This window comes from Proteus sp. G3927 (genome assembly GCF_963894685.1).
GTDB classification, from domain to species: domain Bacteria; phylum Pseudomonadota; class Gammaproteobacteria; order Enterobacterales; family Enterobacteriaceae; genus Proteus; species Proteus mirabilis.
In genome coordinates this window covers 70,572-95,028 of the sequence record NZ_CAWQGX010000005.1, presented here as the reverse complement: position 1 = coordinate 95,028, position 24,457 = coordinate 70,572, and the positions used below count along the sequence as shown (strand labels likewise).

The following is a 24,457-nucleotide window of genomic DNA, read 5'->3' as shown; positions in this document are numbered from 1 at the left end:
TCGGCAAAAGGTACGACAGAACGGCATGGACGGAACGTAAAAGCTAAATCTGGTTTAAACCGCGCAATACTGGAGCAGGGCTGGTATGAAATGCGCCGTCAGCTTGAGTACAAGCAGCTCTGGCGAGGTGGTCAGGTACTGGCAATACCCCCTGCCTACACCAGTCAGAAGTGCGCTTGCTGTGGTCATACAGCAAAGGAAAACCGCCAGTCACAAAGTCAATTCGAGTGCCTTGAATGTGGATATACAGCGAATGCTGATATCAACGGGGCACGTAACATTTTAGCGGCAGGACATGCCGTGCTAGCCTGTGGAGGGAGGGTGCAGTCAGACCGCCCGTCGAAGCAGGAACCCGCCGAGGTGATTCAGACATCAGTCTGAACGCAGTAGGGATCCACGTCCTTTAGGGCGTGGAGGATGTCAATTAATAAGAGATAATGGTTGCAAAAAGCAATCGCGTCCTTGCGATGACTTTTACTGTTAATCAGTGGCCTCGTTTACAGGCCTTGGCAGAGGTATTTCATTTCCATATAGTCCTCAATACCATGCTCAGAGCCTTCACGACCTAAGCCAGACTGCTTTATACCACCGAAAGGAGCCACTTCATTGGAAATTAGACCTGTGTTAATACCGACCATGCCATATTCTAGATTTTCAGCCACACGCCAAATACGTTGTGGATCTTCACTGTAGAAATAAGCGGCTAAGCCATAGATGGTATTATTGGCTAGGTGTACTACTTCTTCTTCATTGTCAAAAATGACTAAAGGTGCCACGGGGCCAAAGATCTCTTCTTCAAGAATATGACTATCAGCAGGCACATTACCGACCACGGTAGGCTGAAAGAAATTTTCACCTGCTTTATCTCTTTCACCACCACATAGCAGTGTCGCACCGCGTTGTAAGGTATCAGCAAGGAGTGATTGTGATTTTTCTACCGCCTTATGATTAATAAGAGGCCCAATAGTCACGCCTTCGGTAAAGCCATTACCGACTTTTAGTTTTTTAACCTCAGCAACAAAGCGTTCACTAAATTGTTGATATACATCTTTATGGATATAAAAACGATTTGCACACACGCAAGTCTGTCCGGCGTTACGGAATTTCGCCCCCATAGCACCTGCAACCGCTTTCTCAATATCGGCGTCATTAAAGACAATAAATGGCGCATTTCCCCCTAGCTCCAGTGAGACTTTTTTCACACTGTCAGCACATTGGCGCATTAATAAACGGCCAACCCCTGTAGAGCCAGTAAAACTCAATTTACGCACGCGGTTGTCTGATGTGAACACCTCACCGATTTTAACTGCATCACCGGTGACAATATTAATAACACCGGCAGGTATTCCTGCTTGCGCGGCTAATTCAGCTAACGCAAGGGCTGTATAGGGGGTTTCGTTGGCAGGTTTTATCACCATAGTACACCCCGCGGCTAATGCTGGGGCTGCTTTACGGGTGATCATGGCAGCAGGGAAGTTCCAAGGTGTGATAGCCGCACAAACACCAATCCCTTGTTTGATCACCATAAGCCGCTTATCTGATGAAGGGGAGGGGATAATTTCACCGTTGGTTCTTTTACCTTGCTCAGCAAACCACTCAATAAATGAGGCTGCGTAGGTGATTTCGCCTTCCGCTTCGGCAACAGGTTTACCTTGTTCAAATGTCATCAGTTCTGCAAGTTGACGCTTGTTATCCTGTATCAGTTGGAACCAGCGTTGCAGTAAAGTGCTTCTTTGATGTGCGGTTAACGCACGCCATGTCGGTAATGCTTTGGCGGCTGCATCAACAGCCGCTTTGGCTTCTTCTGTTGCCATATTTGGCACAGTACCAATGGGCTGATTTGTTGCAGGATCAATCACTTCAACCGTGTCTTTGCTTTTTGCATCACACCAAATACCGTCAATATATCCTTGTTCACGGAAATAGGGATTGTCAGTTATTTTCACTTCGTACCTCTCTGAACATATATATTGATATTGAGCGCTGGGTTAACAGAGCTACCTTGTCTTTAATTATATGCTTGTGTGAGGGGCTTGTGAAAAAAAGTCTGAAAAATATCGTCAAGAAAGGTCAAAATCCATGACAAATAGCGCAAATTTATCGCGTTTTCGACGAATAATCGCGATTAGCCAAGACGGGAGGTTTACGCTCTAGCTTACCACTGTTATTCTTGGCACTAACTTTCATAAAAACAGGTATTTTTTCATGTCAAAACCATCATTTGATTCTATTGAATCGCAGGCAAGTTACGGTATTGGTCTGCAAGTCGGTCAACAACTGACTGAATCAGGTCTCCAAGGATTAGAGCCAGCAGCACTGCTTGCCGGCTTGACTGACGCGTTAGAAGGCAATACTCCTTCTGTACCTGTTGAAACGTTACACAATGCTTTACGTACTATGCATGAGCGTGCTGAAGCAGTTCGTCAAGAGCGTCAAGCAGCACTGGCAGAAGCAGGTAAAGTATTCTTAGCAGAAAATGTAAAAAAAGAAGGCGTGCAGGTTACTGAATCTGGTTTACAGTACAAAGTACTGAAAGCAGGAGATGGCGCTATTCCAGCTCGTACTGATCATGTTCGTGTGCATTATACTGGTCGTTTAATCGATGGTACGGTATTTGATAGCTCAGTACAGCGTGGTCAGCCAGCAGAATTCCCTGTTAATGGGGTGATTGCAGGATGGATTGAAGCATTAACCTTGATGCCAGTAGGCTCTAAATGGGAATTATATATTCCTTACCAATTAGCTTATGGTGAACGTGGTGCGGGGGCGGCTATTCCTCCTTTTGCAACATTAGTTTTCGAAGTAGAACTATTAGAAATTTTATAATTTCTTCTTCTGCAAAAAATAACACTATAGCCGGTTTTTTCCGGCTATTTTTGTCTCTATACTAGAGTAAAGAGAGTGCAAGATAATTGATTTTTATAAGAGTGAGTACCATTCTGATAAAAATAAGTGAGGTGCATTATGTTAGAACAAGTCAGCGAATTAGCCCGCCGAGCGGGTCAGGCGATAATGCAAATTTATCAACAATCAGCGCCAATTGAAGTACAGGAAAAGAGTGACCATTCACCGGTTACTGCAGCAGATTTAGCCGCCCATCAAATTATTAAGCAAGGACTTGCCAGTATTGCGCCAGATATTCCTCAATTATCTGAAGAAGATCCTCCTGCGTGGGAAGAACGTCGCCATTGGCAACGTTATTGGCTGATTGATCCCCTCGATGGTACCAAAGAGTTTATCAATAAAAATGGTGAGTTTACGGTTAATATTGCGTTGATTGAACAGGGTGTGCCAGTATTAGGCGTTGTGTATGCACCAGTACAAAATATTCTCTACTCAGCAGCCAATAAACAGGCATGGAAAGAAACTTGTGGTCAGCGTTTACCAATAAAAGTCAGCCGTGCTGAACCCCCCGTGATTGTTATTAGTCGTTCTCATCAAGATGATGAATTAAAAGAATATTTATCGCAATTGGGTGAGCACCAAACGGTTGCTGTTGGATCTTCATTAAAATTTTGTCTAGTGGCGGAAGGAAAAGCTCAGCTTTATCCGCGTTTTGGACCTACTCATACATGGGATACTGCAGCAGGACACGCTATTGCGATAGCCGCAGGGGCACATGTTACCGATTGGAAAGGGGTGACACTTGATTATTCACCGAGAGAATCACTGATAAATCCTGGTTTTAGAGTTTCTATTTTCTAATGTTAACGAGAGCAGAGCCCTTAAGTTTAAAGGGCTCCGATACAGATGATTTAAATACTATTCTTTAATTAAGTCATTGATAAGGTTAATGGCGGAAGTTATTTCTGCACCACTTAATACACCTTCTTTGACAAAACGAACTTTTCCTTGTTTATCCAGCACAATAATTGCTGAACTCTCTTTTTCTAGTCCCCAACCTTTTTGCGCTACACCATCAGCATCAACAATAAATTGTGACCAAGGAAACTCTTTTTTACTGTCTTCAACACTACCGCGAACAAAAGGCCCAGTACCAAAGATAGCATCATCAGTATTGATGATAGTGGTTGTCTGATAACTATTTTGTGGAAATTTGGCTTGTTTGATGGCTTCAATCAGTGGCGCATTCATCTCTTTAGCCTTACTGCGTCCAGCGATATGTTGAATTGTGCGTACTTTGCCACTAAGTAGTCCGCTATTCCAATTTTGATAGCTAAATTTATCTTTGGCACCATCATAAAGAAGCTCCCCTTTGTCACTCACAGAGATCGCCGGTAGGAGAGTTTCTTCAGTAATATTATGGGCAAATACCCATGTAGATGTGCTAAGCAAAAGTGCAGCCAAGGTTATTTTGTGCATCGTTATTGTCCTATTATTCAATTCGACTTTATCGGCTATTTAAGCATAGAGGCTAAAAAAGAATAATACCTCATTGTTGATACATTTTTTTAACATATAGGGTGTAAGATAAAGTATTCACAGTCTCGACTTATCTTCTTTACTGTCAATAAGTGTAAAAATAGATAAGAAATTTAAATAAATGGAACCTAGTACTTATAATTAGGTCTTTAAATTTGGTATATAAAGATCGGTCTTTATGACTGATTAAATTCACAACTGAGCATGGGAGACTAACTGAAAGATGAAGATCTTCAATCGCTATAACCCAGAAAAAATTGCTCTCTACGTTAAGACGTTATTTCGTGGACGGTTTTATATCAAAGGAATGGGCGCATTTGAGTTCGATTACGGTAAAATTTTATTGCCGAAAATAAAAGATAAGCTGCATTTTAATGTGATGAGTGAAGTTAACCAGCAGGTGGTTTTACTCAAAGCTGAAATGGGCTAACTTTTATCTGATAGATAACTGAGTCTATATCTTGTGCTTTTACGATAAGACTCAGTTATTAATTTCAGTTTGTTACCAGTTGATTTAGGCTTTATGCTCTTCGTGCTCAAAAGGCACTTCTGACGTTGTTTGAGGAGCAGGTATTGCTTCTTGCAAAACCGGTTTTACTGGCGGAATATCATCAATTTTAGTGACAAGCAGTTGATCAATTTTATAGTTATCAATATCCACCACTTCAAATTTATAACCTGCGAACTTCACATAGTCAGTACGTTTGGGGATCTTACGCAAACGGAACATCATAAACCCAGCAATGGTTTCGTAATTGCTAGAATCCGGGAAATCATCAATATCTAATGCCCGCATAACATCATCAATAGGTGTTCCACCTTCAACCAACCATGAATGCTCATCACGACTGACGATTTGCTCTTCTTGACCTGGGCCAATCAGATCGCCCATTAAAGTGGTCATCACGTCATTTAAGGTGATAACGCCCATCACCATCGCATATTCATTGAGAATAATGGCAAAATCTTCCCCTGAGGTTTTAAAGCTTTCTAGCATGTCAGATAAAGTTAAGGTATCCGGAATAATAAGGGCTTTACGGATATGCACACCTTCTTTGAGGTTGAGACTTTGCCCATTGATCACACGGTTGAGTAGCTCTTTTGAATCTACATAACCAATAATATGGTCAATATCCCCTTCACAAACTAAGAATTTAGAGTGGGGCTGAGTGGCAATTTTATGCTTAATATCTTCTTCTGTCTCTTCGCGATCAAAGTAGACAACATCTTCACGTGGTGTCATGGCTGATGGTACGGTACGTGATTCTAATTCAAAGACATTTTCAATTAATTCGTGCTCTTGTTTACGTAATACCCCCGCTACTGCACCGGCTTCGACAATCGCAAAGATATCATCAGATGTAATATCTTCATTTCTTACCATCGGGATTTTAAATAGTTTAAAGATAAGATCTGCCATGCCATTAAACAACCAAACTAAAGGGCGGAATAAGGCGAGACAAAAACGCATAGGATTAACAATTTTCAGTGCAATGACTTCTGGCTTGATCATGCCGATACGTTTAGGAGTTAAATCGGCAAGCAGAATAAACATCGATGTGACGATAATAAATGAACAGACCGATCCTAATTGTTGCGCGAGAGGTGCTTCTAAAAAGCGGGAAAAGAGATCTTTTAATGCGGGAGAAAAAGCAGATTCACCGACAATACCCGCCAAAATGGCAACGGCGTTAAGACCAATTTGTACCACGGTAAAAAACATACCGGGGGTTTCTTGCATTTTTAATACACGAGCGGCGTTGATATTTCCTTCGTCAACCAACTGTTTGAGTTTAATACGACGGGAGGCCGCCAGTGATATTTCAGACAGCGAAAAAAAGGCGCTAATGGCACACAGCAAAAGCACAATGAGTAAACTATTAAGCATATAAGGCTCACATCACCCAGAGTATTAAATCCAGAGGGTAATACTTGAGTGTTAATAATCGAAGATAAATCAATATATTGTGATAGACTATTTTATAAAAATAGACACAAAGATAGATAAGAGGGCGTAATTATATCATCGCCCTGCTATTTTCTGCTAGTGTTAGTTTGCCGGTGGAAAACAGATACCAATGCCACCAAGTCCACAATAACCTTGAGGGTTTTTAAATAGGTATTGCTGATGATAATCTTCAGCAAAATAGAAAGGTCCGGCAGGTTGTATTTCAGTGGTGATCTCTTTATGTGCCCCTTCACTATTGATAGCTTGTTGATAACGTTGTTTTGACTCAATAGCTTGTGCATATTGCTCTGGGGTTAGGGTATAAATGGCCGAGCGATATTGGCTACCAATATCATTACCTTGGCGCATACCTTGGGAAGGGTCATGATTCTCCCAAAAAATAGCCAATAATTGTTGATAGCTGATAAGGGTCGGATCAAATACCACACGAACGACCTCTGCATGACCGGTACGGCCTTGGCAAACTTGCTCATAGGTGGGATTTTCTGTTACACCACCGCTATAACCGGCACTTGTGCTATAAACACCGGGTTGTTGCCAAAATAGGCGTTCAACGCCCCAAAAGCAGCCCATGGCAAAATAAGCAATTTGCATATTTTCTGGGATCTCACAGATAGAATGCCCATTGACGGCATGATTAGCAGAAATTTCTAATGGCGTTGTGCTGCCGATTACGGCATGCTCAGGATGATAAGCTTTATGTTGCAAGGTAAACTCCAAATTTTATATTTGTAAACGCTTTACTATGGTAAAGGTTTAATATTGTTATAAACTAAATCTACAATAAAGCTTAAAACTATTTGTCGTCAATTACCGAATGATATAAATAATATTGAGGAGAAAACGTGCCGAGATACTCCGTTATCTACGTTCTCTGTCTGTCTTCTATAACGTCTTTTGCTTATGGGGCAAATTTACGTTTAAAAGTAGAAGGTTTAGAAGGGCAACTCGAAAAGAATGTACGAGTCCAGCTATCAAACATAACAACAGAAGAAGTTGCACCAGACGGGCGTTTTCGTGCGCGTGTTGAAAAGGCAATTAAAGAGGGCCTACGGCCTTTAGGTTATTATCAGCCAACGGTCACTTTCTCTTATCAAGAAAATACCCCTCCGACACGCCCTGTATTAACAGCAAAGGTTGAGCTTGGTATTCCCGTACTGTTAAAAGGGGTCAATATTGTACTGGAAGGGGGAGCTAAAACAGATGAACAATATGCCAAAGTGATTAAAGAAAACACTCCCCCTCTTGATAGTGTGTTAAATCATGCCGAATATGAAAAATTAAAAGGCTCGTTAACAGGGCTTGCTATTCGTCGTGGTTACTTTGATGCAGATATGGAAAAAAGCCAGCTCGGTGTCTCTTTAGATAATCACGCCTCTTATTGGGATTTTGTCTTTAATAGTGGTGAACGTTACCGTTTTGGTAAAGTGAATTATACTGGCTCACAAATTCGTGAAGACTACCTACAAAATATTGTGCCTTTTAAAGAAGGGGAATATTACTCTTCTGAAGATTTGGCAGAGTTTAATCGACGCTTAGCTGCCACAGGATGGTTTAATTCGGCGGTTGTCACACCTAATATCGCTAAAGCACGTAGTGAAGGCAATTATTTGCTACCAATGGATGCCGTTGTTACCCCTCGTTCACGTAACTATATGGAGCTAGGGGGCGGTTTTGCCACAGATGTCGGACCTCGATTAAATATGCAGTGGGATAAACCTTGGATAAATTCTAGGGGCCATAGTTTAACATCGAATATGAGTATTTCTAAGCCTGAGCAATCTATTGGTGCTAATTATAAAATTCCATTAAAAGTTAACCCATTAGAACAATATTATGGCATTCAAGGCGGCTATAAACGTACAGATTTAAATGATACTCGTTCGGATACCACCACACTGAACGTTTCTCGTAACTGGGATATGTCAACGGGATGGCAATACAGTATTAATACCCGCTGGAGTCTGAGCCACTTTACCCAAGGTGATGTGACCAATACAACCATGTTGCTTTATCCTGGTGCGAATGCAAGTCGCGTACGCCAACGGGGTGGCATGATGCCTTATTGGGGGGATAGCCAACGTTATTCAGTCGATTATTCCAATAAAATATGGGGATCTGATGTTGAATTTCTCGCCCTACAAGCTCAGCAAGTGTGGATACGCACACCTTGGGAAGGCCACCGTTTTGTGGTCAGAGGGACGTTTGGCTGGATTGAAACGAATCAATTTGAGAAAGTACCACCCGAATTACGTTTCTTTGCTGGTGGCGATAGAAGTATTAGGGGTTATAAATACCAAAGTATTTCACCGGAAGATAGCAAAGGTAAATTAACAGGGGCATCAAGAATGCTAACGGGATCTGCTGAATACCAATATAACGTAACTGGAAATTGGTGGGGAGCTGTATTTGTTGATAGTGGTGAAGCCGTTAACGATTTTACGAAAAGTGATTTTAAAACAGGTGCTGGTGCGGGGGTTCGTTGGGCATCTCCAGTAGGGCCTGTAAAGTTTGATTTAGCCGTTCCAGTCAATAGTGGTGAAGAGCGTAAGTTACAGTTTTATATTGGGTTAGGAGCTGAGTTATGATGAAGTGGTTGAAAAGGATAACACTAACGCTACTTATCATCATTTTACTGGTTTTAGGTGCTCTTGCATGGATTTTAGGGACGCAATCAGGGCTACATTTTGCCATTAATAGTGCAGCTCGTTGGGTGCCAGGTTTAACCATTAATAGTGTTAATGGCGGTTGGCAAGATTTACGTTTAACGGGTGTTGAGTATCAAATGCCGGGTGTAGACGTCAATGTGGGGGAGTTATCACTAGGCTTAAATTTAAGCTGCTTGAAGGACAAACAACTGTGTGTTGAGGCCTTAGGCACACGTGATGTTATCGTCAATGTAGATACCAGTGCACTCCCTCCAGCACAAGAAACACCCCCTTCTGAGCCTTTAACTGAGCTTAATGCCCCTTTACCTATCTATTTAAACTCTCTCTCATTAGCCAATACGCGTGTACAAATTGATGATATGGCCCTATCACTCAATGAGTTTACTACGGCAGCACAATGGGAAGGGCGTCAAGTTACCTTAAAACCGACAGTCATTAATGATTTGTTGGTGGCGTTACCGAAAACACCCGAAGACGGTAGTGTTGCCGCCATGGCGCAAGATGTAAAAGAAGTTGCAGCAACGACGCCTCAAGCGGAGCCTAAAACACCGCAAGAGCAAGAGCAGGCACTAGCTGACACTATTAAGACAATTTTCGCCAAGCCTTTATTAGCGCAGTTACCCGAAATTATTATTCCTGTTGATATCAATGTGGAGGGGATAGAAGGTAAACAGTTACAAGTTAGTGGTGATACGCCTGTGACTATTAATCAACTCTCTTTTCAAGCCAATACGCAAGGTCAACAGGTTAATCTCACTAGGCTCAGTATTGATGCGCCAGAAGGCGAAGTCAGTTTAAACGGTCAAATTACACTGGATAAACAGTGGCCAGTTAATCTAGATATGCAAGCGATGCTTCGTGAGATGGCAGGATTGGAAGAGTTTAAAGATCAGCAAGCAACACTGTCCTTACAAGGTGCGATACTTGATGAATTAAAACTCGCACTCTCTTTAACAGGAACTGTTACCGCAAGCCTTGATGCACAAGCTGAGCTCGCTAAAGCACATCTTCCACTAAAATTAACCTTAGAGAGCCAAAAAGTGCGCTGGCCTTTAACGGGAGATGTGCAGTATCAACTTAATGATACTCGACTACGTCTTAATGGGCAGACGGATAATTATGATCTTTCATTACGTTCTAATATTGAAGGACAAGAGATCCCGCCAGCCAAATTGACCCTAGACGCTAAAGGGAATGAAGAGAAAATAGCACTCACTCGTTTGCGTTTAGCTGCATTACAAGGTCATGCGGATATTACCGGTGTGGCAGATTGGAGTAAGGCGATTAGCTGGAATGCATTATTGACTATCTCTGGTATTAATACAGCTAAACAATATCCCGATATGCCAGCGAAATTAGATGGACGTATTGCCACAACGGGTAGCCTGTATGGAGGCAGTTGGCAACTGCGAGTGCCTGAAATTACCTTAGATGGTAATTTAAAAAATAATCTTATTAAGGCGCGAGGAAACGCCTATGGTAATGATTCGGGGCAATGGAATATTCCTCAATTAACCTTAATTCTAGGTAAAAATAATCTCGATATTGCGGGGCACTTAGGTGAGCAGTGGGCGCTTGATGCGAACATCAATGCTCCGGGGTTAAATGGTTTAGTGCCGGGGTTAGCGGGCGTTATTAAAGGGAAAGTGAATGTTCGCGGTGATATTAATAAGCCGAAAATTATTGCTGATATCAATGCACAAGGGATCAAATGGCAAGATCAGATCAGTGTTGGGTCAGTTGTGGTTAAAGGTGACATTCAGTCAGATGACGTGATCAGTGGCAAACTGGCAATTACGGCACGTCAGTTAAAACAGGCTGATTTGATTATTCGTCAATTAACGCTAGATGCGGCCGGGACAGAAAAACAGCATAAGCTTACCTTGAAAATGGATGGGGAACCCGTATCGGGTGGCCTGACATTAGCCGGCTCGTTTGATAAAGAAAAACAGCAGTGGCAAGGCACACTTAACAATACCGCATTTGATACGCCTGTAGGCGAATGGCGTTTAAATAAAGCGATGGCGCTAAATTTATTAGCGGAAAAACAGCAAGTGACGATTGGTTCACATTGCTGGGTAAATCCTAATGCACAACTGTGTGTACCTAAAGAGATCACTGTAGGTGAGAGTGGTAGTGCGGCAATCACGTTAACACGCTTTGATTTAGCCATGATAAAACCATTCTTACCTCCTGAAACTGCGCTACGCGGTGTCTTTACGGGAGATGCAACGGCAACTTGGAATGCGAAAGGCGGATTACCTAAAGCGTCAGTTAACCTTAAAGGTCAGGGCGTTGGTGTAAAACAAAATGTCGATGGTACGGTATTACCTATTGATTTTGATGCAGTTACGTTAAATGCGGGCATCAATAATGGTAAAGCGACCTTGCAATGGTTAATTAGTATTGCCGGTAATGGTGACTTTAAAGGCCATGTCAATGTTGCTGATCTAGAAAAAACACGTCAATTATCAGGTACGGTTGATATTGATAATCTGACATTAGATCTGATTAAGCCTTTCTTGGGTAAAGGTGAAATAGCACAAGGTAGTGTAGGGGCACAGCTACGTTTAGGGGGGAATGCACAATCACCATTGCTATTTGGGCAGTTTGGTATTAACCAGTTAAAAGTAGTTGGTCACTGGATCCCATTTGACATCACCAAAGGGAATGTCGATATTCGCTTTAATGGTGCGACTTCTGATTTAAGCGGTAGAATCGAAACACCGGAAGGTTATTTAAATCTGACGGGGAATGCGGACTGGCGCAAACTAGATGAGTGGCGTGCCGTGGTGGCTGCGAATGGCAACAAACTGCGTGTGTCATTACCACCAATGGTTCGTATTGATGTTAACCCAGACTTAGTTTTTGAAGCTAATCCACATTTGCTTAAATTAGATGGACGTATTGATATCCCTTGGGCTCGTATCGTGGTGCAGGAATTACCCGAGTCTGCGGTGTCGGCCTCTTCTGATGAAGTGATGTTGGATAAAGAATTACAACCTATAGCACCAAAGCAGACTTCTATACCTATTCAAAGTAATTTGGCGATTAATATTGGCGATGATGTCACATTAGATGCCTTTGGATTGAAAGCCAGATTAACAGGGGCATTAAAAGTTGCTCAAAGTAAGCAAGGGTTGGGATTAAATGGTCAAGTGGATATTCCTCGCGGGGAATTCAAAGCTTATGGACAAGATTTACAAGTACGTAAAGGGCAAATCTTGTTCTCAGGGCCGGTTGATCAGCCATACTTAAATATTGAAGCGATACGTAACCCTGATAATACGGCAGATAATGTCATTGCTGGGGTTAAAGTTACCGGGCTTGCGGATAAGCCGAAAGTGGAAATATTCTCTGAGCCGGCCAAAACACAACAAGAAGCATTATCCTACTTGTTAAGAGGGGAAGGATTAGCAAGTGGTGATTCTGATTCAGCACAAATGACAGCCATGCTAATAGGATTAGGTGTTGGACAAAGTGGACAACTCGTAGGACGTATTGGCGAAACCTTTGGTATTTCTGATTTAGCGTTAGATACACAAGGTGTAGGGGATAGTTCACAAGTTGTCGTCAGTGGTAAGATAACTGATGATTTACAAGTGAAGTATGGGATGGGTATATTTGATTCGCTAGCGACGTTAACATTACGTTATCGCTTGATGCCCAGGTTGTATTTACAAGCAGTGTCTGGTATGAATCAGGCAATAGATCTGCTTTATCAATTTGAGTTTTAATTTATATGCGAATTATTGTTTATGGAAGTTTACGGCGAAATCAGGGTAACCATCACTGGATGACCTACGCACAGCTATTAGGTGAGTATAAATTAGCGGGGTATAAACTCTATGATTTAGGGTTTTATCCTGCTGTGGTTGAAGGTGATGGTGAAATAGAATGTGAAGTTTATCGGATCACGCCTTCCATTTTGACGGAGCTTGATGAACTGAAAAAAAATGATCAAGATTACAAGCGCCAGTTGATATCAACACCTTATGGTAGTGCTTGGATCTATCTTTATCAAAAGCCAGTTGATGGGTTGCGAGAAATCAAAAGTGGAGATTGGCTAAAACGCCACGAAGAAGAGTAATAGGCTTACGAAAGCTGACTCAATAATGATTAAAAAAGCTCGATATATATCGAGCTTTTTTATTTTTACTAAAAGTAGTATTTATATTTTAAAATTTAAATAAATAATTATTACTTCGTTTTTTATCTAAATTGATATGAAAATAATTAATGGTAGAGCTGATTGACAGAAAAATAACTTCAGTGTTAAAACAGTTTTGCTTAAGAAGGAAAGAGATAACGACTTATTATTAAATAGCGAAATAAGGTAATTTATGGACAAATTAAACGATATTACTCAACTTTATAATAATCCACCAAAAGATGTAAAACATAATATAGTCAATCATTGTTTTACGGATATGATGCTACAAACTAAAACTGTTGCAACAGAAGCATTAGATAAATTAGCTTATCTTGCAGGTATTAAAAATGCACCTGCTGATGATAAGTATTTAAAATTAAACACCACTAGCTTAGATGCGTTACTAAAAAGTGCGAAGTCACTTGGTTATGATATCGAAGTCGTCAGTCTTTAATCAATAAGCAGCCGTAAGGCTGCTTTTTAAATGAAAGGAGGCAATAGTGAATAAGGATATTAATGAACTTAATAAAGATATTAATATTGTCGGATTACATTGGATTGAACGCTGGCGAGTGAATAATGGAAAACATCAGTCTTATGTTATTCCTTTCGCAACAACCTATCCTATTAATATTGTTTATCACGGTAAAAGCGAATTTAAATATGGGCAGTATGGCATTCATCTTGGCCAGCAAGATACACTCACCTTTTTAGGTGATAAAAAACAAAAGATACTGGCTAAATTTATTGATTGTCGTAAAAACTCACCGACATTTAAATCAGAATTAAGTTTGGAGATAACCCCATCATCCGCAAGAACACTTATTATTCCCCCAGGAGTTGCTCATACTTTTTCCCATCTAGAAAATGTTTTTACCTTAAATAGCTACTCTCTTTTTTTACCTACTATTGAGCAATTAGCAAATGAAACATTAAATTGGTCACCTAATAATGATGTGATAAATCTGCCGGAAGATATCGATATTAATGAGATTGAAGGCTATGAGCCGATGACAGAAGAAGCTTCGGCGCTGGTCTACTATCGAGTTGCTGAGATACAACAGCAGTGGTTAAGCCAACATCGATTTTTACACTCTGAAACTCGTAAAATTCGCTTAGATAATGGCGATGAAATTAATGTAAGGTTGCGAGAGAAAATTGCCGATGTTCAAAAACAATCATTACCTACATCCACTATTTTAGGTGTTGAATTTCGTGAAATGGCGACCCTGCATACGGGCAAAGAGAGTGGCATTGTCCCATTAACGCGACAATCCCCTATGTATCTAGTTGAACATGGTCAGGAGGCTTATGATTTCGACTCTTATGGATTACATTTAGGGCAAGAAGATCATTTAACTTTTTTAGGAGATACCTCGGGTAAAATCACTATTAAGCTGGTGGATATGCGTGAAGATTCGCCTACGCTATTTTATGAAGATGAAATGGTTTTTGATCCGGCACCCAATATTGAATTAGTGATCCCCTGTGGTGTTGCCCATGCCTTATTTAATATGGCGAATATCATTACTGTCAATCGACCTGTTATCTATTTGGACGAAGAAAAAGAATATATTCCGGGTCATGATGTGATTGATTGGAAAATCGCTAATAAAAATTATCAAGCTTATCGTGTTAATAAAATAGCAGCAGATTTAACCTATTATCAATTTCTTGTTTCTAAACAACAAGCGTTAATGAAACATAAGCCCACCCATCATACCCCAAAATCGATTATTGTTTATGATGAAAATAATCAGCCTATTAAAGTATTAATTAAAGAAAAGGTGTAACCTCTATTATGCGTATTGTCTTTTTCTATATGCTTTTTTTGGTATTAAGTGCAGATGGTCTAATGGTTTTTTTGACACCTGTTATTGTTTATCAATTAACAACAAGCATTGAATATGCAGGATTGACATACGCTTTATGGTGGTTACCACGTATTTTTTTAATACCGCTTATTGGTCAATATATTGATGGTCTAGGTGTCCGTCCTGTTTCTGTTATTTCCGATAGCTGTAAAATTATCGGTTGTTTATTTTTATTAATAGTAGATTTTTCCTCTGATTTAGTTATTGCAATTAGTTTTGGATTAGTGGGTAGCTTAATTTCTATTGGTAATTCACAGACACTGATTTCATATGAAAAAATTATTGCCTTGATGAGTCGCCATAAAGAACATCATATTAATATAATGTCTCGAATGGATTTTTTGGGCATGATCATCGGCCCATTAATCGGCATGTTATTTATTGATTATGGTTACCATTATTTACTGATTATTCCCTGTCTATTTTATTTCATTAACGCCGTGTTCTTTTTGTTCTTTTACCTAGTACCAAAACAGCGCCAATCTGCCACTCAGTTACATAGCCTAACAGAGACATTACAGGTGACGAAAAGGATAGTGGTGATTTTTACGTCTCCTATTTTGGTTTTTTCTATTTTAATTGCTATCGGCAATAATATGTTTGATGGATTAATTGAGTCGAGTGGGGCGGCGTTGATCGACCAATCGATGAATTTACCCATTAAATATTATGGCTTTATTGATATTTCTGCGGGGATCTGTGGCGTGATAGGAACTTATTTATATGGTTATCTAACCCATTATTTAAATCGAAAATTATTAATGTCTCTATCAATTTGTATCATTACAATAAGTTCTTTTCTATTGGTTATTTTTCAACATGATATCACGGCTTTTATTCTCTTTTATGCCCTATCCATTATTGGTAAGGTTTTTTCAGGGAATATTTTACGGATGTTAAGAATAGAAATTATTCCTGTGACACAATTAGCCAGCATTTCCTCACTGATTATATTGTTTAATCAACTGATTTTGCCTATTGTTGGGGGATTGCTCTTTTTCTCTACAGGGAATATTTCGACAGTATATATATTGATGATAATCGCTATGGCGATCACCTTGGTGAGTGGCGTAATGCTTATTATGCGGTTAAACCATAAAAAAGAGATAATCATAAAATAAGCCCACATTTGAAGTGGGCTTATTTTGGCTAAGCAACCAATGGATTACTTAGCAACGCTAATTCTAATGACACAGAATTATTTTTTTGCGCGTTCAAAAGAAGACAGAATTTCAGCTTTAGCCGCTTCTACGCCTTCCCAACCATCAACTTTTACCCATTTACCAGATTCTAAATCTTTGTAATGTTCGAAGAAGTGTTTGATTTGAGCTTTTAATAATTCAGGTAGATCGTTCACATCTTTAATGTGATCGTATTCTTTACTTAGTTTAGTGTGTGGTACAGCAACCAGTTTTGCATCTTCACCTGATTCATCAGTCATTTTCAGTACGCCAACAGGACGGCAACGAATGACTGAACCTGGTTGTAATGGGTATGGAGTTGGAACCAGAACGTCTACTGGATCACCATCTAAAGATAATGTGTTGTTGATGTAACCGTAGTTGCATGGGTAGAACATCGCTGTTGACATAAAACGGTCAACGAACAGTGCACCACTTTCTTTATCAACTTCGTATTTGATTGGATCAGCATTGGCTGGAATTTCAATAACAACATAGATATCTTCTGGTAGTTCTTTACCAGCAGGAACATGATTCAGGCTCATAAAAAATTTCCTATGAAAAATTAATTTGACGTGGCTCGTAGTATAGCGAAAAGTTTTTAACAATACCCGTTTTTTGCCGTACAGGTTGCCTTTTGAGGTAAAAATAAGCAACAAATACACGAATTAGCTATTTTGGGAGATGAAAAAACCGGACGCGTTAATTAAGCCCGGTTTAACTATATCCTGACAAAAAGAAAATTTATTCTTCGTCTGGATATTGAGCCATAAATGCTTCTGCTTGTTCGACCATCGCTTTAGTACCCACAAAGAATGGCATGCGTTGGTGCAACTCTGTTGGTTTGATATCTAAAATACGATCTTTACCATTACTGGCTTTACCACCCGCTTGTTCCGCGAGGAATGCCATTGGGTTGCATTCATAAAGTAAGCGTAATTTACCATTTGGATGACTTGCCGTACTTGGGTAAATATAAATCCCCCCTTTGAGCAAGTTACGATGGAAATCCGCAACCAAAGAGCCAATATAGCGAGTTGTATAAGGACGGTTAGTCGCTGCATCCTGCTCTTGGCAATACTTGATGTATTTTTTTACCCCTAATGGGAATTTAATGTAGTTACCTTCATTGATTGAATACATATTTCCGGTAGGCGGAAAATGAACACTTTCGTGAGATAAACAGAAAACCCCTAAAGAAGGATCGTAAGTAAAGGCATGTACACCACAACCGGTAGTGTAAACCAACATAGTAGATGAGCCATAAACGACATAACCCGCAGCAACTTGGCGATTACCGGGTTGCAGGAAATCATCTAGTGTCACTGGTTGGCCAATAGGCGTAATACGGTGGTAAATAGAGAAAATAGTACCAACGGAAACGTTTACATCGATATTAGAAGAACCATCCAATGGATCCATTAATACCACATACTTGGCATTTTCCGCACGATCACCTTCAAAGATAACGATATCGTCTTCTTCTTCCGAACCGATCCCCGCAACTTCACCACGAGCTTTAAGTGCTGCTTTTAGTTTCTCATTCGCGTAAAGATCCAGTTTCATCTGGGCTTCACCTTGAACATTAGAAACACCGTTAGTGCCAAGAATATCGACTAACCCAGCTTTATTAATATCACGGTGAATAATTTTAGCCCCAAGCTTAATGGCTGACAGCAATGCCGTTAATTCGCCAGTTGCATGGGGAAAATCTTGTTGTTTCTCGACGATAAATTCGCCTAATGTTTTCATGACGTGGGTCCTGAATGTGAATGGATAAAATATAAAAAGGAAAAAAGTTTCCTTATTAGTGGCAAGTTTATCCAAAGAATCGCATGATTCAAAGGTTAATCCGTTTCTAATCTGCTTTTTGATGGTTAGAATAGTGACCAACTTCATGCTATTGGAAAGAAATTCATGCACATTCATATTCTTGGTATTTGTGGCACCTTTATGGGAAGTCTTGCCATCTTAGCTCGAGCGAAAGGGCATAAAGTAACTGGCTCTGATGCAAATGTTTATCCTCCAATGAGCACATTATTGGAAAATCAAGGCATTGAGCTAATCGAAGGTTATGATCCACAACAATTGGAACCTGCTCCTGACATGGTGATTATTGGCAATGCGATGACTCGAGGGAATCCTTGTGTTGAAGCGGTACTTGAAAAAGGATTGCCTTACACATCAGGGCCACAATGGTTACATGACTATATTTTGCCTGAGCGTTGGGTTTTGGCCGTTGCGGGTACCCATGGTAAAACGACTACGGCAGGTATGCTGGCTTGGATTTTAGAAGATTGTGGTTATCAACCTGGTTTTTTAATTGGTGGTGTGCCGGGTAACTTTCAAGTTTCAGCACAATTGGGGGAAAGCCCGTTTTTTGTTATTGAAGCTGATGAGTATGACAGTGCTTTCTTTGATAAACGTTCTAAATTTGTTCATTACTCGCCACGTACGCTTATCTTAAATAATCTGGAATTCGATCATGCGGATATTTTTGATGATTTAACGGCGATTCAAAAACAGTTTCATCATTTAGTCCGTATTGTGCCGGGCAGTGGCAAAATTATCATGCCTGATAACGATCTGAACTTAAAACAGACCATTGGTATGGGATGTTGGAGTGAGGAAGAGTACACCGGTGAGACGGGTGATTGGCAGGCGAAAAAGATCAGTAATGACAGTAGCCACTTTGCAGTGTTCCATAAAGGTGAGCAAGTCGGTGAGGTTTGTTGGGGACTTTCGGGTGAACACAATATGCAAAATGGCTTAATGGCCATTGTGGCAGCTCACCACGTTGGTGTATTACCGGTAGATGCATGCGCAGCACTCAATAAATTTATTAACGCCCGTCGTCGTTTAGAGTTACGGGGTGAAGTAAATCAAGTGAGTGTTTATGATGACTTTGCCCATCATCCTACGGCGATTTTAGCAACCCTTGAAGCGTTACGTAGTAAAGTTGGCGGAACAGCACGTATTATTGCGGTATTAGAACCTCGCTCTAATACGATGAAGATGGGGATCAGTAAAGATGATATCGCCCCGGCATTGGGACGTGCTGATGAAGTTTTCTTATTTCAGCCACCTAACATTCAATGGTTAGTCAGTGATATTGCCGAGAAGTGTGTACAGCCTGCTCGTTGGAGCACGGATATTGATACATTAGTGGAGATGGTTGCTAAAGAAGCTAAACCGGGTGATCATATTTTGATCATGAGCAATGGTGGCTTTGGTGGTATACATGAAAAACTCCTGGCGAAATTAGCCACACCAAAATCATCTGTGGATCAATATTAATTTAAATAAGTAAGCCACTGAAATTTCAGTGGCTTACTGTTTATGACCTATTTTCCTGAAGTCGCTATTTATAATTCCTGATCAAATAGGTTTAAAATCGCATCTCGTAGTTCTTCTGTTGAGAATCCTGGCGCGGGTGTAGAAAAAATAGTGTCATCACCAGCGATACTTCCGAGGATCCCTTCTGCTTTACCTAAAGAATCTAATAAACGTGCAATAAGCTGTGCGGCACCGGGGCTGGTTCTAATAACCACTACTGAGTGGTTATGGTCAATATCAAGTACCAAATTTTTCAATGGGCTACTTGCTGTTGGTACACCAAGTTCTGTTGGCAGGCAGTAAACCATTTCCATTTTGGCATTACGCGTTCTTACTGCGCCAAATTTTGTTAGCATACGAGAGATTTTAGACTGGTTAATATTATCAAAACCAGCTTCTTGTAATGCGGTTACAATCTCGCCTTGTGAACTGAATTTTTCTTCTTTCAGCAGGGCTTTAAATGCTTTAACCAAGTCTTCTTGCTTAGAAGGAGTGCGCATAGTTCACCTTTAGTGAGTTATCAATAACTCGCACATTATGCAGAGAAGTGAATTTTTATGCAACATTAGCTCCGTTAATCTTGTTTCTCTTCTTGGTTGATGTGTGTTTTTGTGTGTTAACTCAAAAAAGTTTTATTTCTCGATATTGAATGCGATAATCTTGATTAGGTAAATAATTTGTTAACTAAATGATAATCTTAAATGATTATGCAATATGAGATAGTTCGTTTAGCACTTAGCGATATTTATTGGAATTATTTCTCAAAAGAGTGCCCGCTATCTCATTAACAGATAAGCAATTTGTTTAGAATAACCGAAGTATTATTTTTTACTACAAATGCCTTATTATGCAATATAGCTGTTAAATAATTGTTTTCTTTACTAGGTGTGTTGCGTAATAGTGAGTATATCAAAGGCGTTCCACTATCTCGTAAACTAAGGAGTATCAGAATGAAAGTAGCAGTTCTCGGTGCAGCGGGTGGTATTGGTCAGGCACTGGCACTTCTTCTTAAAAATCAGCTTCCAGCTGGTAGTGAACTCTCTTTATATGATATCGCTCCGGTTACACCGGGTGTTGCAGCGGACTTAAGTCATATACCTACTCAAGTAAGGGTAAAAGGTTTTGCTGGCGAAGATCCTTCTCCTGCATTAAAAGATGCAGATGTTGTTTTAATTTCTGCCGGTGTTGCCCGTAAACCGGGTATGGATCGCTCTGATCTTTTCAATGTAAATGCAGGGATCGTGCGTAATCTTATTGAAAAAGTTGCACAAAACTGCCCTAAGGCGCTTATTGGTATCATTACTAATCCAGTCAATACTACGGTTGCTATCGCTGCTGAAGTACTGAAAAAAGCCGGTGTTTATGATAAAAAACGCCTATTTGGTGTGACAACACTGGATATTATCCGTGCGAATACTTTTGTTGCTGAATTAAAAGGCAAAGATCCACAAACAACGAATGTTCCGGTCATTGGTGGACACTCAGGTGTCACTATTCTTCCTTTGCTATCTCAAGTAGCCGGTGTGTCATTTACTGATGAAGAAGTTGCTGCATTAACAAAACGTATTCAAAATGCGGGAACTGAGGTTGTTGAAGCTAAAGCGGGTGGCGGATCAGCCACATTATCAATGGGACAAGCAGCTGCGCGCTTTGGTCTTTCATTGATCCGTGCTTTAAATGGCGAAAAAGATGTTATTGAGTGCACCTATACCGAAGGCGATGGTGAACATGCCCGTTTCTTTGCACAACCTGTTCGTTTAGGTAAGAATGGTGTTGAAGAATATCTACCAATCGGTCAATTAAGTGATTTTGAAAAACAATCTCTTAATGGCATGTTGGATGTATTGAAAAAAGATATAATTCTTGGCGAAGAATTTATTAATAAATAAAAAATAACCTTTTTGCTTTAAAATAATGTAAATTTAAATAAAAACCGCTGATAGTGTATCAGCGGTTTTTTTTATTAATTATAATATATGTAATTATTAGTTAATTATTGGTTTTGTCGCGTATCTTCCGTTCAAGTAATTCTCCTGTTTCAGGATGAAAATAACGACTGGGCCAAATTTCCGAAGGCGCTACACCTAGAAAGTCAGCAATGATTTTCTCACCTTTTGGCCAAGGGCGTGACAGTGCGTTAGCCAGTGTTGAAGAGCTTAAACCAGCTTGGCGAGAGATGGCTGCCAGTGTTGTGCCTCGTTTTCTGAGTGCGGCAATAATATCGGCAGGATGCCAATCAGATTTCCTTGAAATCATTTTTAATCCTTTTTCTATAAAATTAAATGCTGTGTTAGTGGTATAAATAACAGTTTATTAGAAATGCTTAAAAGCATTAAACTGATTATTTAGAAAATAAAATAACATTATTTTTCTAAAAATATTTCTGATTTTTTTCTTAATAATTTCTTTTTTGAAGTTGATAACAATTTTAGAGAAACGTAATGAAAAAAGAGTGGTATACGGCAATGGAATTGACGGGTATAGGTGGATTACCTAAATCACCACAAGGTGTAAATGCAAAAGCTAAACGTGAATCTTGGTTAAAACAAAAGAGAACTAATAAACAAGGAAATGGCGTTGAATATCATTACTCTTGTTTACCAGAAGAAACTTTAATTGCTCTGGAGCTTTATGAACCATTAGCACATTACAAACTAAATAAAGAGGAGCCACTCGTTATCTGGGTGAAAGCATTCCAACAACTTAATGATGGTGAACAAAAAACAGTAACAGAGCTGATCTTGCGGGATGGTATTAGAAGTTTTTTAGAAAAGATCGTCAAAGATTAAGCGACTTTAAAGAACGCGCTATTGCGTTATCCGCAACCGATATCTGACTAACCTCTTAGTTGAATGTGAGATGAGATCATGAAAAAAGAATGGTATACAGCAAAAGAATTAGTAGGGCTTGCAGGGTTACCTAATTCTCCACAAGGGGTCAATTTAATGGCACGCCGTGAAGGATGGGAAAATCGCCGTAAGCGTGGAGTACAAGGTAAAGCCGTTGAGTACTCGGTTAAAAGCCTCCCTGAAGAGGTGGTGAGTGTGTTAGCGGCGCATGAGCCTCCTGCAGAATATTTATCTAAGCGTCAGGATGCCTTTCTTATCTGGGTGGAAGCTTATTATCAGCTAACAAAATCAGAGCGTGAAAAAATCGTAAAATTTGTTTTACGAGAAGGTCTCGCTAAGTTAATTAGCTATATTGATGCTGACAATCAAGAAGAGATCGAACGAGAAAATGAAGAAGTGGTTCAAAAATTAAAAAGCCCCCCAGAGTCGACATAGTCGCTCTGACGGGCTTCTCATACTTTATGGGGTTTAGGTATGAAAATTACGATTGTCGTTGCACAGCAACGTGCGCAAGGCCAATTAATGCATCTTTGTAAGATGAATCAGGAATAATCGCTAACGCCTCAATGGCTTTATCGGCTTCTTCTTCCGCTTTTTGGCGGGTATATTCCAGTGAGCCACACTGTTTCATCGTTTTTAACACAGTGTCGAGTAAATGACGGCCGTTACCTTTTTCAATGGCTTGACGAATGAGTTGTGATTCTGTTTCGTTACCATGGTGCATGGCATGAAGTAAAGGCAAAGTAGGTTTACCTTCATCCAGATCGTCACCGGTATTTTTACCTAATTGGGTATTATCTGCATCATAATCCAGTAAATCGTCAATCAGCTGGAATGCGGTACCAAGATAACGACCATAATCTTGGAAAGCTTTCTCTTGCTCTGGAGTGGCTCCGCAGAGGATGGCTGACGCATGAGAGGCAGCTTCAAATAAACGAGCGGTTTTACTGTAGATAACTTGCATATAGTCATCTTCAGTAATGTCAGGATCGTTACAATTCATTAATTGTAATACTTCACCTTCAGCGATCACATTGGTTGCGCTAGACATCAGCTTTAGCACGCGCATGGAATCAAGATCCGTCATCATCTGAAAAGATCGTGTATAAATAAAGTCACCTACCAGCACGCTTGCAGCATTACCAAACACAGCATTAGCTGTTTGTTTGCCTCTACGCATATCGGATTCATCAACAACATCGTCGTGCAATAATGTTGCGGTATGAATAAATTCAATTAAAGCGGCGACAGAGATATGTTTGTCCCCTTGATAATCCAAAGCTCGGCCGGTCAGAACAGCGATCATTGGGCGGATCCTTTTACCACCACCGCTAATGATGTAGTAACCAAGCTGGTTTATCAAAGAAACATCTGAATTAAGCTGGTAAAGAATTGCGTCATTTACCGCAGCCATATCAGCGGATGTGAGTTTTATAATAGATTCTAAATTCATGTTTTTCGACTTTGGCTCGCCAATGAGCGCGTTATAATTAATAAAAAATGATCATGCCATAGATTTTACTCTCTTATAATTTAGATTGTACTTTAAAAATGGCTGAAATAAATATTGTGTAAAAAACTCTTTTTTTTGCTGGTTGTTTGCGATCTATACTTGTCATCGCGACTAAATTTGCGTAGAATTCGCGCCCTATGTGAATATTTTAATTGTGCACTCAAATTATACATATTGGGAGTGTGCGGAAAGCGGAGTTTATATGTACGCGGTTTTCCAAAGTGGTGGTAAACAACACCGAGTCAGCGAAGGTCAAACAATTCGCTTAGAAAAGCTTGAAGTAGCAACTGGCGAAACTATTGAGTTTGACACCGTCATGATGGTCGCTGATGGCGACAACATTCAAATTGGCGCTCCAATCCTTGAGGGCGTTAAAGTTAAAGCGGAAGTGGTTGCTCACGGTCGCGGCGAGAAAGTTAAAATTGTTAAGTTCCGTCGTCGTAAACACAGCCGTAAACAACAGGGCCACCGTCAGTGGTTTACTGATGTTAAAATCACTGGTATCGCTTAAGGTTTAGGAGAGCAGATTA

At 40.1% G+C, this 24,457-nt stretch carries 24 protein-coding genes; 15 read left to right on the top strand and 9 right to left on the bottom strand.

The annotated features are described in order from the left end of the window. Nucleotides 1-381, top strand: a 381-nt coding sequence (locus AACV00_RS01355) for an RNA-guided endonuclease InsQ/TnpB family protein (protein ID WP_161680015.1), incomplete at its 5' end; no start/stop codon positions are given. 116 nt (nt 382-497) lie between these two features. Here AACV00_RS01355 and AACV00_RS01350 read toward each other — a convergent pair. Then, entirely contained in the window at nt 498-1,946 is a 1,449-nt protein-coding gene (locus tag AACV00_RS01350) for an NAD-dependent succinate-semialdehyde dehydrogenase (protein WP_004249619.1), read from the bottom strand. A 259-nt stretch (nt 1,947-2,205) separates the two neighbouring features. Here AACV00_RS01350 and AACV00_RS01345 point away from each other — a divergent pair, with 259 nt between their 5' ends. After that, nucleotides 2,206-2,826: a peptidylprolyl isomerase gene (locus tag AACV00_RS01345; RefSeq protein ID WP_004246273.1), complete on the top strand. Its 621-nt coding sequence runs from the start codon at nt 2,206-2,208 to the stop codon at nt 2,824-2,826. A gap of 138 nt (nt 2,827-2,964) precedes the next feature. Next, entirely contained in the window at nt 2,965-3,705 is a 741-nt protein-coding gene (gene cysQ, locus AACV00_RS01340; protein WP_049199862.1) for a 3'(2'),5'-bisphosphate nucleotidase CysQ, read from the top strand. A gap of 57 nt (nt 3,706-3,762) precedes the next feature. Here cysQ and AACV00_RS01335 read toward each other — a convergent pair whose 3' ends face one another. Then, complete coding sequence (locus AACV00_RS01335; protein ID WP_004246271.1) at nt 3,763-4,323, bottom strand: YtfJ family protein; 561 nt, start codon at nt 4,321-4,323, stop codon at nt 3,763-3,765. Nucleotides 4,324-4,606: 283 nt separating this feature from the next. Between AACV00_RS01335 and AACV00_RS01330 the strand changes: the two genes are divergently transcribed. After that, the gene (locus tag AACV00_RS01330) at nt 4,607-4,813 is read left to right on the top strand and encodes a DUF1107 domain-containing protein (RefSeq protein WP_004246270.1); all 207 of its coding nucleotides are present in this window, start codon (nt 4,607-4,609) and stop codon (nt 4,811-4,813) included. Nucleotides 4,814-4,897: 84 nt separating this feature from the next. Here the strand turns inward: AACV00_RS01330 and AACV00_RS01325 are convergent, their stop codons facing one another. Both AACV00_RS01325 and msrA read right to left on the bottom strand, forming a co-directional pair. After that, nucleotides 4,898-6,271 (bottom strand): hemolysin family protein, encoded by a 1,374-nt coding sequence (locus AACV00_RS01325; RefSeq protein WP_036919614.1) that lies wholly within the window; start codon nt 6,269-6,271, stop codon nt 4,898-4,900. Between the two features lie 162 nt (nt 6,272-6,433). Then, nucleotides 6,434-7,060, bottom strand: a complete 627-nt coding sequence (gene msrA, locus AACV00_RS01320; protein WP_036919617.1) for a peptide-methionine (S)-S-oxide reductase MsrA — start codon at nt 7,058-7,060, stop codon at nt 6,434-6,436. 137 nt (nt 7,061-7,197) lie between these two features. Here msrA and tamA point away from each other — a divergent pair, with 137 nt between their 5' ends. From tamA to AACV00_RS01290, 6 genes are all read left to right on the top strand, one after another. After that, nucleotides 7,198-8,940: an autotransporter assembly complex protein TamA gene (tamA, locus tag AACV00_RS01315; protein ID WP_004246266.1), complete on the top strand. Its 1,743-nt coding sequence runs from the start codon at nt 7,198-7,200 to the stop codon at nt 8,938-8,940. After that, nucleotides 8,937-12,758, top strand: coding sequence for an autotransporter assembly complex protein TamB (gene tamB / locus AACV00_RS01310; RefSeq protein ID WP_110706808.1), 3,822 nt, complete (start codon nt 8,937-8,939; stop codon nt 12,756-12,758). The genes tamA and tamB overlap by 4 nt, the downstream gene beginning before the upstream one ends. 5 nt (nt 12,759-12,763) lie before the next feature. After that, nucleotides 12,764-13,111, top strand: a complete 348-nt coding sequence (locus tag AACV00_RS01305) for a gamma-glutamylcyclotransferase family protein (protein ID WP_004246264.1) — start codon at nt 12,764-12,766, stop codon at nt 13,109-13,111. Nucleotides 13,112-13,364: 253 nt separating this feature from the next. Beyond that, nucleotides 13,365-13,628, top strand: a complete 264-nt coding sequence (locus AACV00_RS01300; protein ID WP_161680013.1) for an XRE family transcriptional regulator — start codon at nt 13,365-13,367, stop codon at nt 13,626-13,628. Nucleotides 13,629-13,674: 46 nt separating this feature from the next. After that, the gene (locus AACV00_RS01295) at nt 13,675-14,967 is read left to right on the top strand and encodes a dTDP-4-dehydrorhamnose 3,5-epimerase family protein (RefSeq protein WP_036908448.1); all 1,293 of its coding nucleotides are present in this window, start codon (nt 13,675-13,677) and stop codon (nt 14,965-14,967) included. 8 nt (nt 14,968-14,975) lie between these two features. Next, a complete protein-coding gene (locus AACV00_RS01290) occupies nt 14,976-16,169 on the top strand; it encodes an MFS transporter (RefSeq protein WP_004253020.1) in 1,194 nt (397 codons plus the stop codon). A 77-nt stretch (nt 16,170-16,246) separates the two neighbouring features. Here AACV00_RS01290 and ppa read toward each other — a convergent pair whose 3' ends face one another. Next, nucleotides 16,247-16,774, bottom strand: a complete 528-nt coding sequence (gene ppa / locus AACV00_RS01285) for an inorganic diphosphatase (RefSeq protein WP_004246260.1) — start codon at nt 16,772-16,774, stop codon at nt 16,247-16,249. 199 nt (nt 16,775-16,973) lie between these two features. Beyond that, nucleotides 16,974-17,981 (bottom strand): class 1 fructose-bisphosphatase, encoded by a 1,008-nt coding sequence (fbp, locus tag AACV00_RS01280; RefSeq protein WP_004249610.1) that lies wholly within the window; start codon nt 17,979-17,981, stop codon nt 16,974-16,976. Nucleotides 17,982-18,146: 165 nt separating this feature from the next. On the opposite strand from fbp, the gene mpl reads away from it, so the two are divergent. Beyond that, a complete protein-coding gene (gene mpl, locus AACV00_RS01275; RefSeq protein WP_004246258.1) occupies nt 18,147-19,526 on the top strand; it encodes a UDP-N-acetylmuramate:L-alanyl-gamma-D-glutamyl-meso-diaminopimelate ligase in 1,380 nt (459 codons plus the stop codon). A 68-nt stretch (nt 19,527-19,594) separates the two neighbouring features. Here the strand turns inward: mpl and argR are convergent, their stop codons facing one another. Continuing rightward, the gene (argR, locus tag AACV00_RS01270; protein WP_004246257.1) at nt 19,595-20,065 is read right to left on the bottom strand and encodes a transcriptional regulator ArgR; all 471 of its coding nucleotides are present in this window, start codon (nt 20,063-20,065) and stop codon (nt 19,595-19,597) included. 450 nt (nt 20,066-20,515) lie between these two features. On the opposite strand from argR, the gene mdh reads away from it, so the two are divergent. Continuing rightward, nucleotides 20,516-21,454, top strand: coding sequence for a malate dehydrogenase (mdh, locus tag AACV00_RS01265; RefSeq protein WP_004246256.1), 939 nt, complete (start codon nt 20,516-20,518; stop codon nt 21,452-21,454). 100 nt (nt 21,455-21,554) lie between these two features. Here mdh and AACV00_RS01260 read toward each other — a convergent pair whose 3' ends face one another. Beyond that, nucleotides 21,555-21,821, bottom strand: a complete 267-nt coding sequence (locus AACV00_RS01260; protein WP_004246255.1) for a helix-turn-helix domain-containing protein — start codon at nt 21,819-21,821, stop codon at nt 21,555-21,557. A 185-nt stretch (nt 21,822-22,006) separates the two neighbouring features. On the opposite strand from AACV00_RS01260, the gene AACV00_RS01255 reads away from it, so the two are divergent. Together AACV00_RS01255 and AACV00_RS01250 are read left to right on the top strand one after the other, a co-directional pair. Further along, complete coding sequence (locus AACV00_RS01255) at nt 22,007-22,354, top strand: DNA-binding protein (protein WP_004246254.1); 348 nt, start codon at nt 22,007-22,009, stop codon at nt 22,352-22,354. A 78-nt stretch (nt 22,355-22,432) separates the two neighbouring features. Further along, nucleotides 22,433-22,849, top strand: a complete 417-nt coding sequence (locus AACV00_RS01250) for a DNA-binding protein (RefSeq protein ID WP_004246253.1) — start codon at nt 22,433-22,435, stop codon at nt 22,847-22,849. A 46-nt stretch (nt 22,850-22,895) separates the two neighbouring features. Here AACV00_RS01250 and ispB read toward each other — a convergent pair whose 3' ends face one another. Further along, nucleotides 22,896-23,867 (bottom strand): octaprenyl diphosphate synthase, encoded by a 972-nt coding sequence (gene ispB / locus AACV00_RS01245; protein WP_004246252.1) that lies wholly within the window; start codon nt 23,865-23,867, stop codon nt 22,896-22,898. A 262-nt stretch (nt 23,868-24,129) separates the two neighbouring features. Here ispB and rplU point away from each other — a divergent pair, with 262 nt between their 5' ends. Then, on the top strand, nt 24,130-24,438 hold the full coding sequence (gene rplU, locus AACV00_RS01240) for a 50S ribosomal protein L21 (RefSeq protein WP_004246251.1): 309 nt from the start codon (nt 24,130-24,132) through the stop codon (nt 24,436-24,438). Nucleotides 24,439-24,457: the final 19 nt, after the last annotated feature.

Excerpts from the sequence above, each read along its gene's own strand:
- rplU (WP_004246251.1), top strand. The coding sequence starts at position 24,130 with ATGTACGCGGTTTTCCAAAGTGGTGGTAAACAACACCGAGTCAGCGAA.
- AACV00_RS01335 (WP_004246271.1), bottom strand. The coding sequence starts at position 4,323 with ATGCACAAAATAACCTTGGCTGCACTTTTGCTTAGCACATCTACATGG.
- tamB (WP_110706808.1), top strand. The coding sequence starts at position 8,937 with ATGATGAAGTGGTTGAAAAGGATAACACTAACGCTACTTATCATCATT.
- AACV00_RS01250 (WP_004246253.1), top strand. The coding sequence starts at position 22,433 with ATGAAAAAAGAATGGTATACAGCAAAAGAATTAGTAGGGCTTGCAGGG.
- cysQ (WP_049199862.1), top strand. The coding sequence starts at position 2,965 with ATGTTAGAACAAGTCAGCGAATTAGCCCGCCGAGCGGGTCAGGCGATA.
- AACV00_RS01325 (WP_036919614.1), bottom strand. The coding sequence starts at position 6,271 with ATGCTTAATAGTTTACTCATTGTGCTTTTGCTGTGTGCCATTAGCGCC.
- AACV00_RS01305 (WP_004246264.1), top strand. The coding sequence starts at position 12,764 with ATGCGAATTATTGTTTATGGAAGTTTACGGCGAAATCAGGGTAACCAT.
- ppa (WP_004246260.1), bottom strand. The coding sequence starts at position 16,774 with ATGAGCCTGAATCATGTTCCTGCTGGTAAAGAACTACCAGAAGATATC.
- argR (WP_004246257.1), bottom strand. The coding sequence starts at position 20,065 with ATGCGCACTCCTTCTAAGCAAGAAGACTTGGTTAAAGCATTTAAAGCC.
- mdh (WP_004246256.1), top strand. The coding sequence starts at position 20,516 with ATGAAAGTAGCAGTTCTCGGTGCAGCGGGTGGTATTGGTCAGGCACTG.
- ispB (WP_004246252.1), bottom strand. The coding sequence starts at position 23,867 with ATGAATTTAGAATCTATTATAAAACTCACATCCGCTGATATGGCTGCG.
- mpl (WP_004246258.1), top strand. The coding sequence starts at position 18,147 with ATGCACATTCATATTCTTGGTATTTGTGGCACCTTTATGGGAAGTCTT.
- AACV00_RS01300 (WP_161680013.1), top strand. The coding sequence starts at position 13,365 with ATGGACAAATTAAACGATATTACTCAACTTTATAATAATCCACCAAAA.
- AACV00_RS01345 (WP_004246273.1), top strand. The coding sequence starts at position 2,206 with ATGTCAAAACCATCATTTGATTCTATTGAATCGCAGGCAAGTTACGGT.
- AACV00_RS01330 (WP_004246270.1), top strand. The coding sequence starts at position 4,607 with ATGAAGATCTTCAATCGCTATAACCCAGAAAAAATTGCTCTCTACGTT.
- AACV00_RS01290 (WP_004253020.1), top strand. The coding sequence starts at position 14,976 with ATGCGTATTGTCTTTTTCTATATGCTTTTTTTGGTATTAAGTGCAGAT.
- fbp (WP_004249610.1), bottom strand. The coding sequence starts at position 17,981 with ATGAAAACATTAGGCGAATTTATCGTCGAGAAACAACAAGATTTTCCC.
- AACV00_RS01255 (WP_004246254.1), top strand. The coding sequence starts at position 22,007 with ATGAAAAAAGAGTGGTATACGGCAATGGAATTGACGGGTATAGGTGGA.
- AACV00_RS01260 (WP_004246255.1), bottom strand. The coding sequence starts at position 21,821 with ATGATTTCAAGGAAATCTGATTGGCATCCTGCCGATATTATTGCCGCA.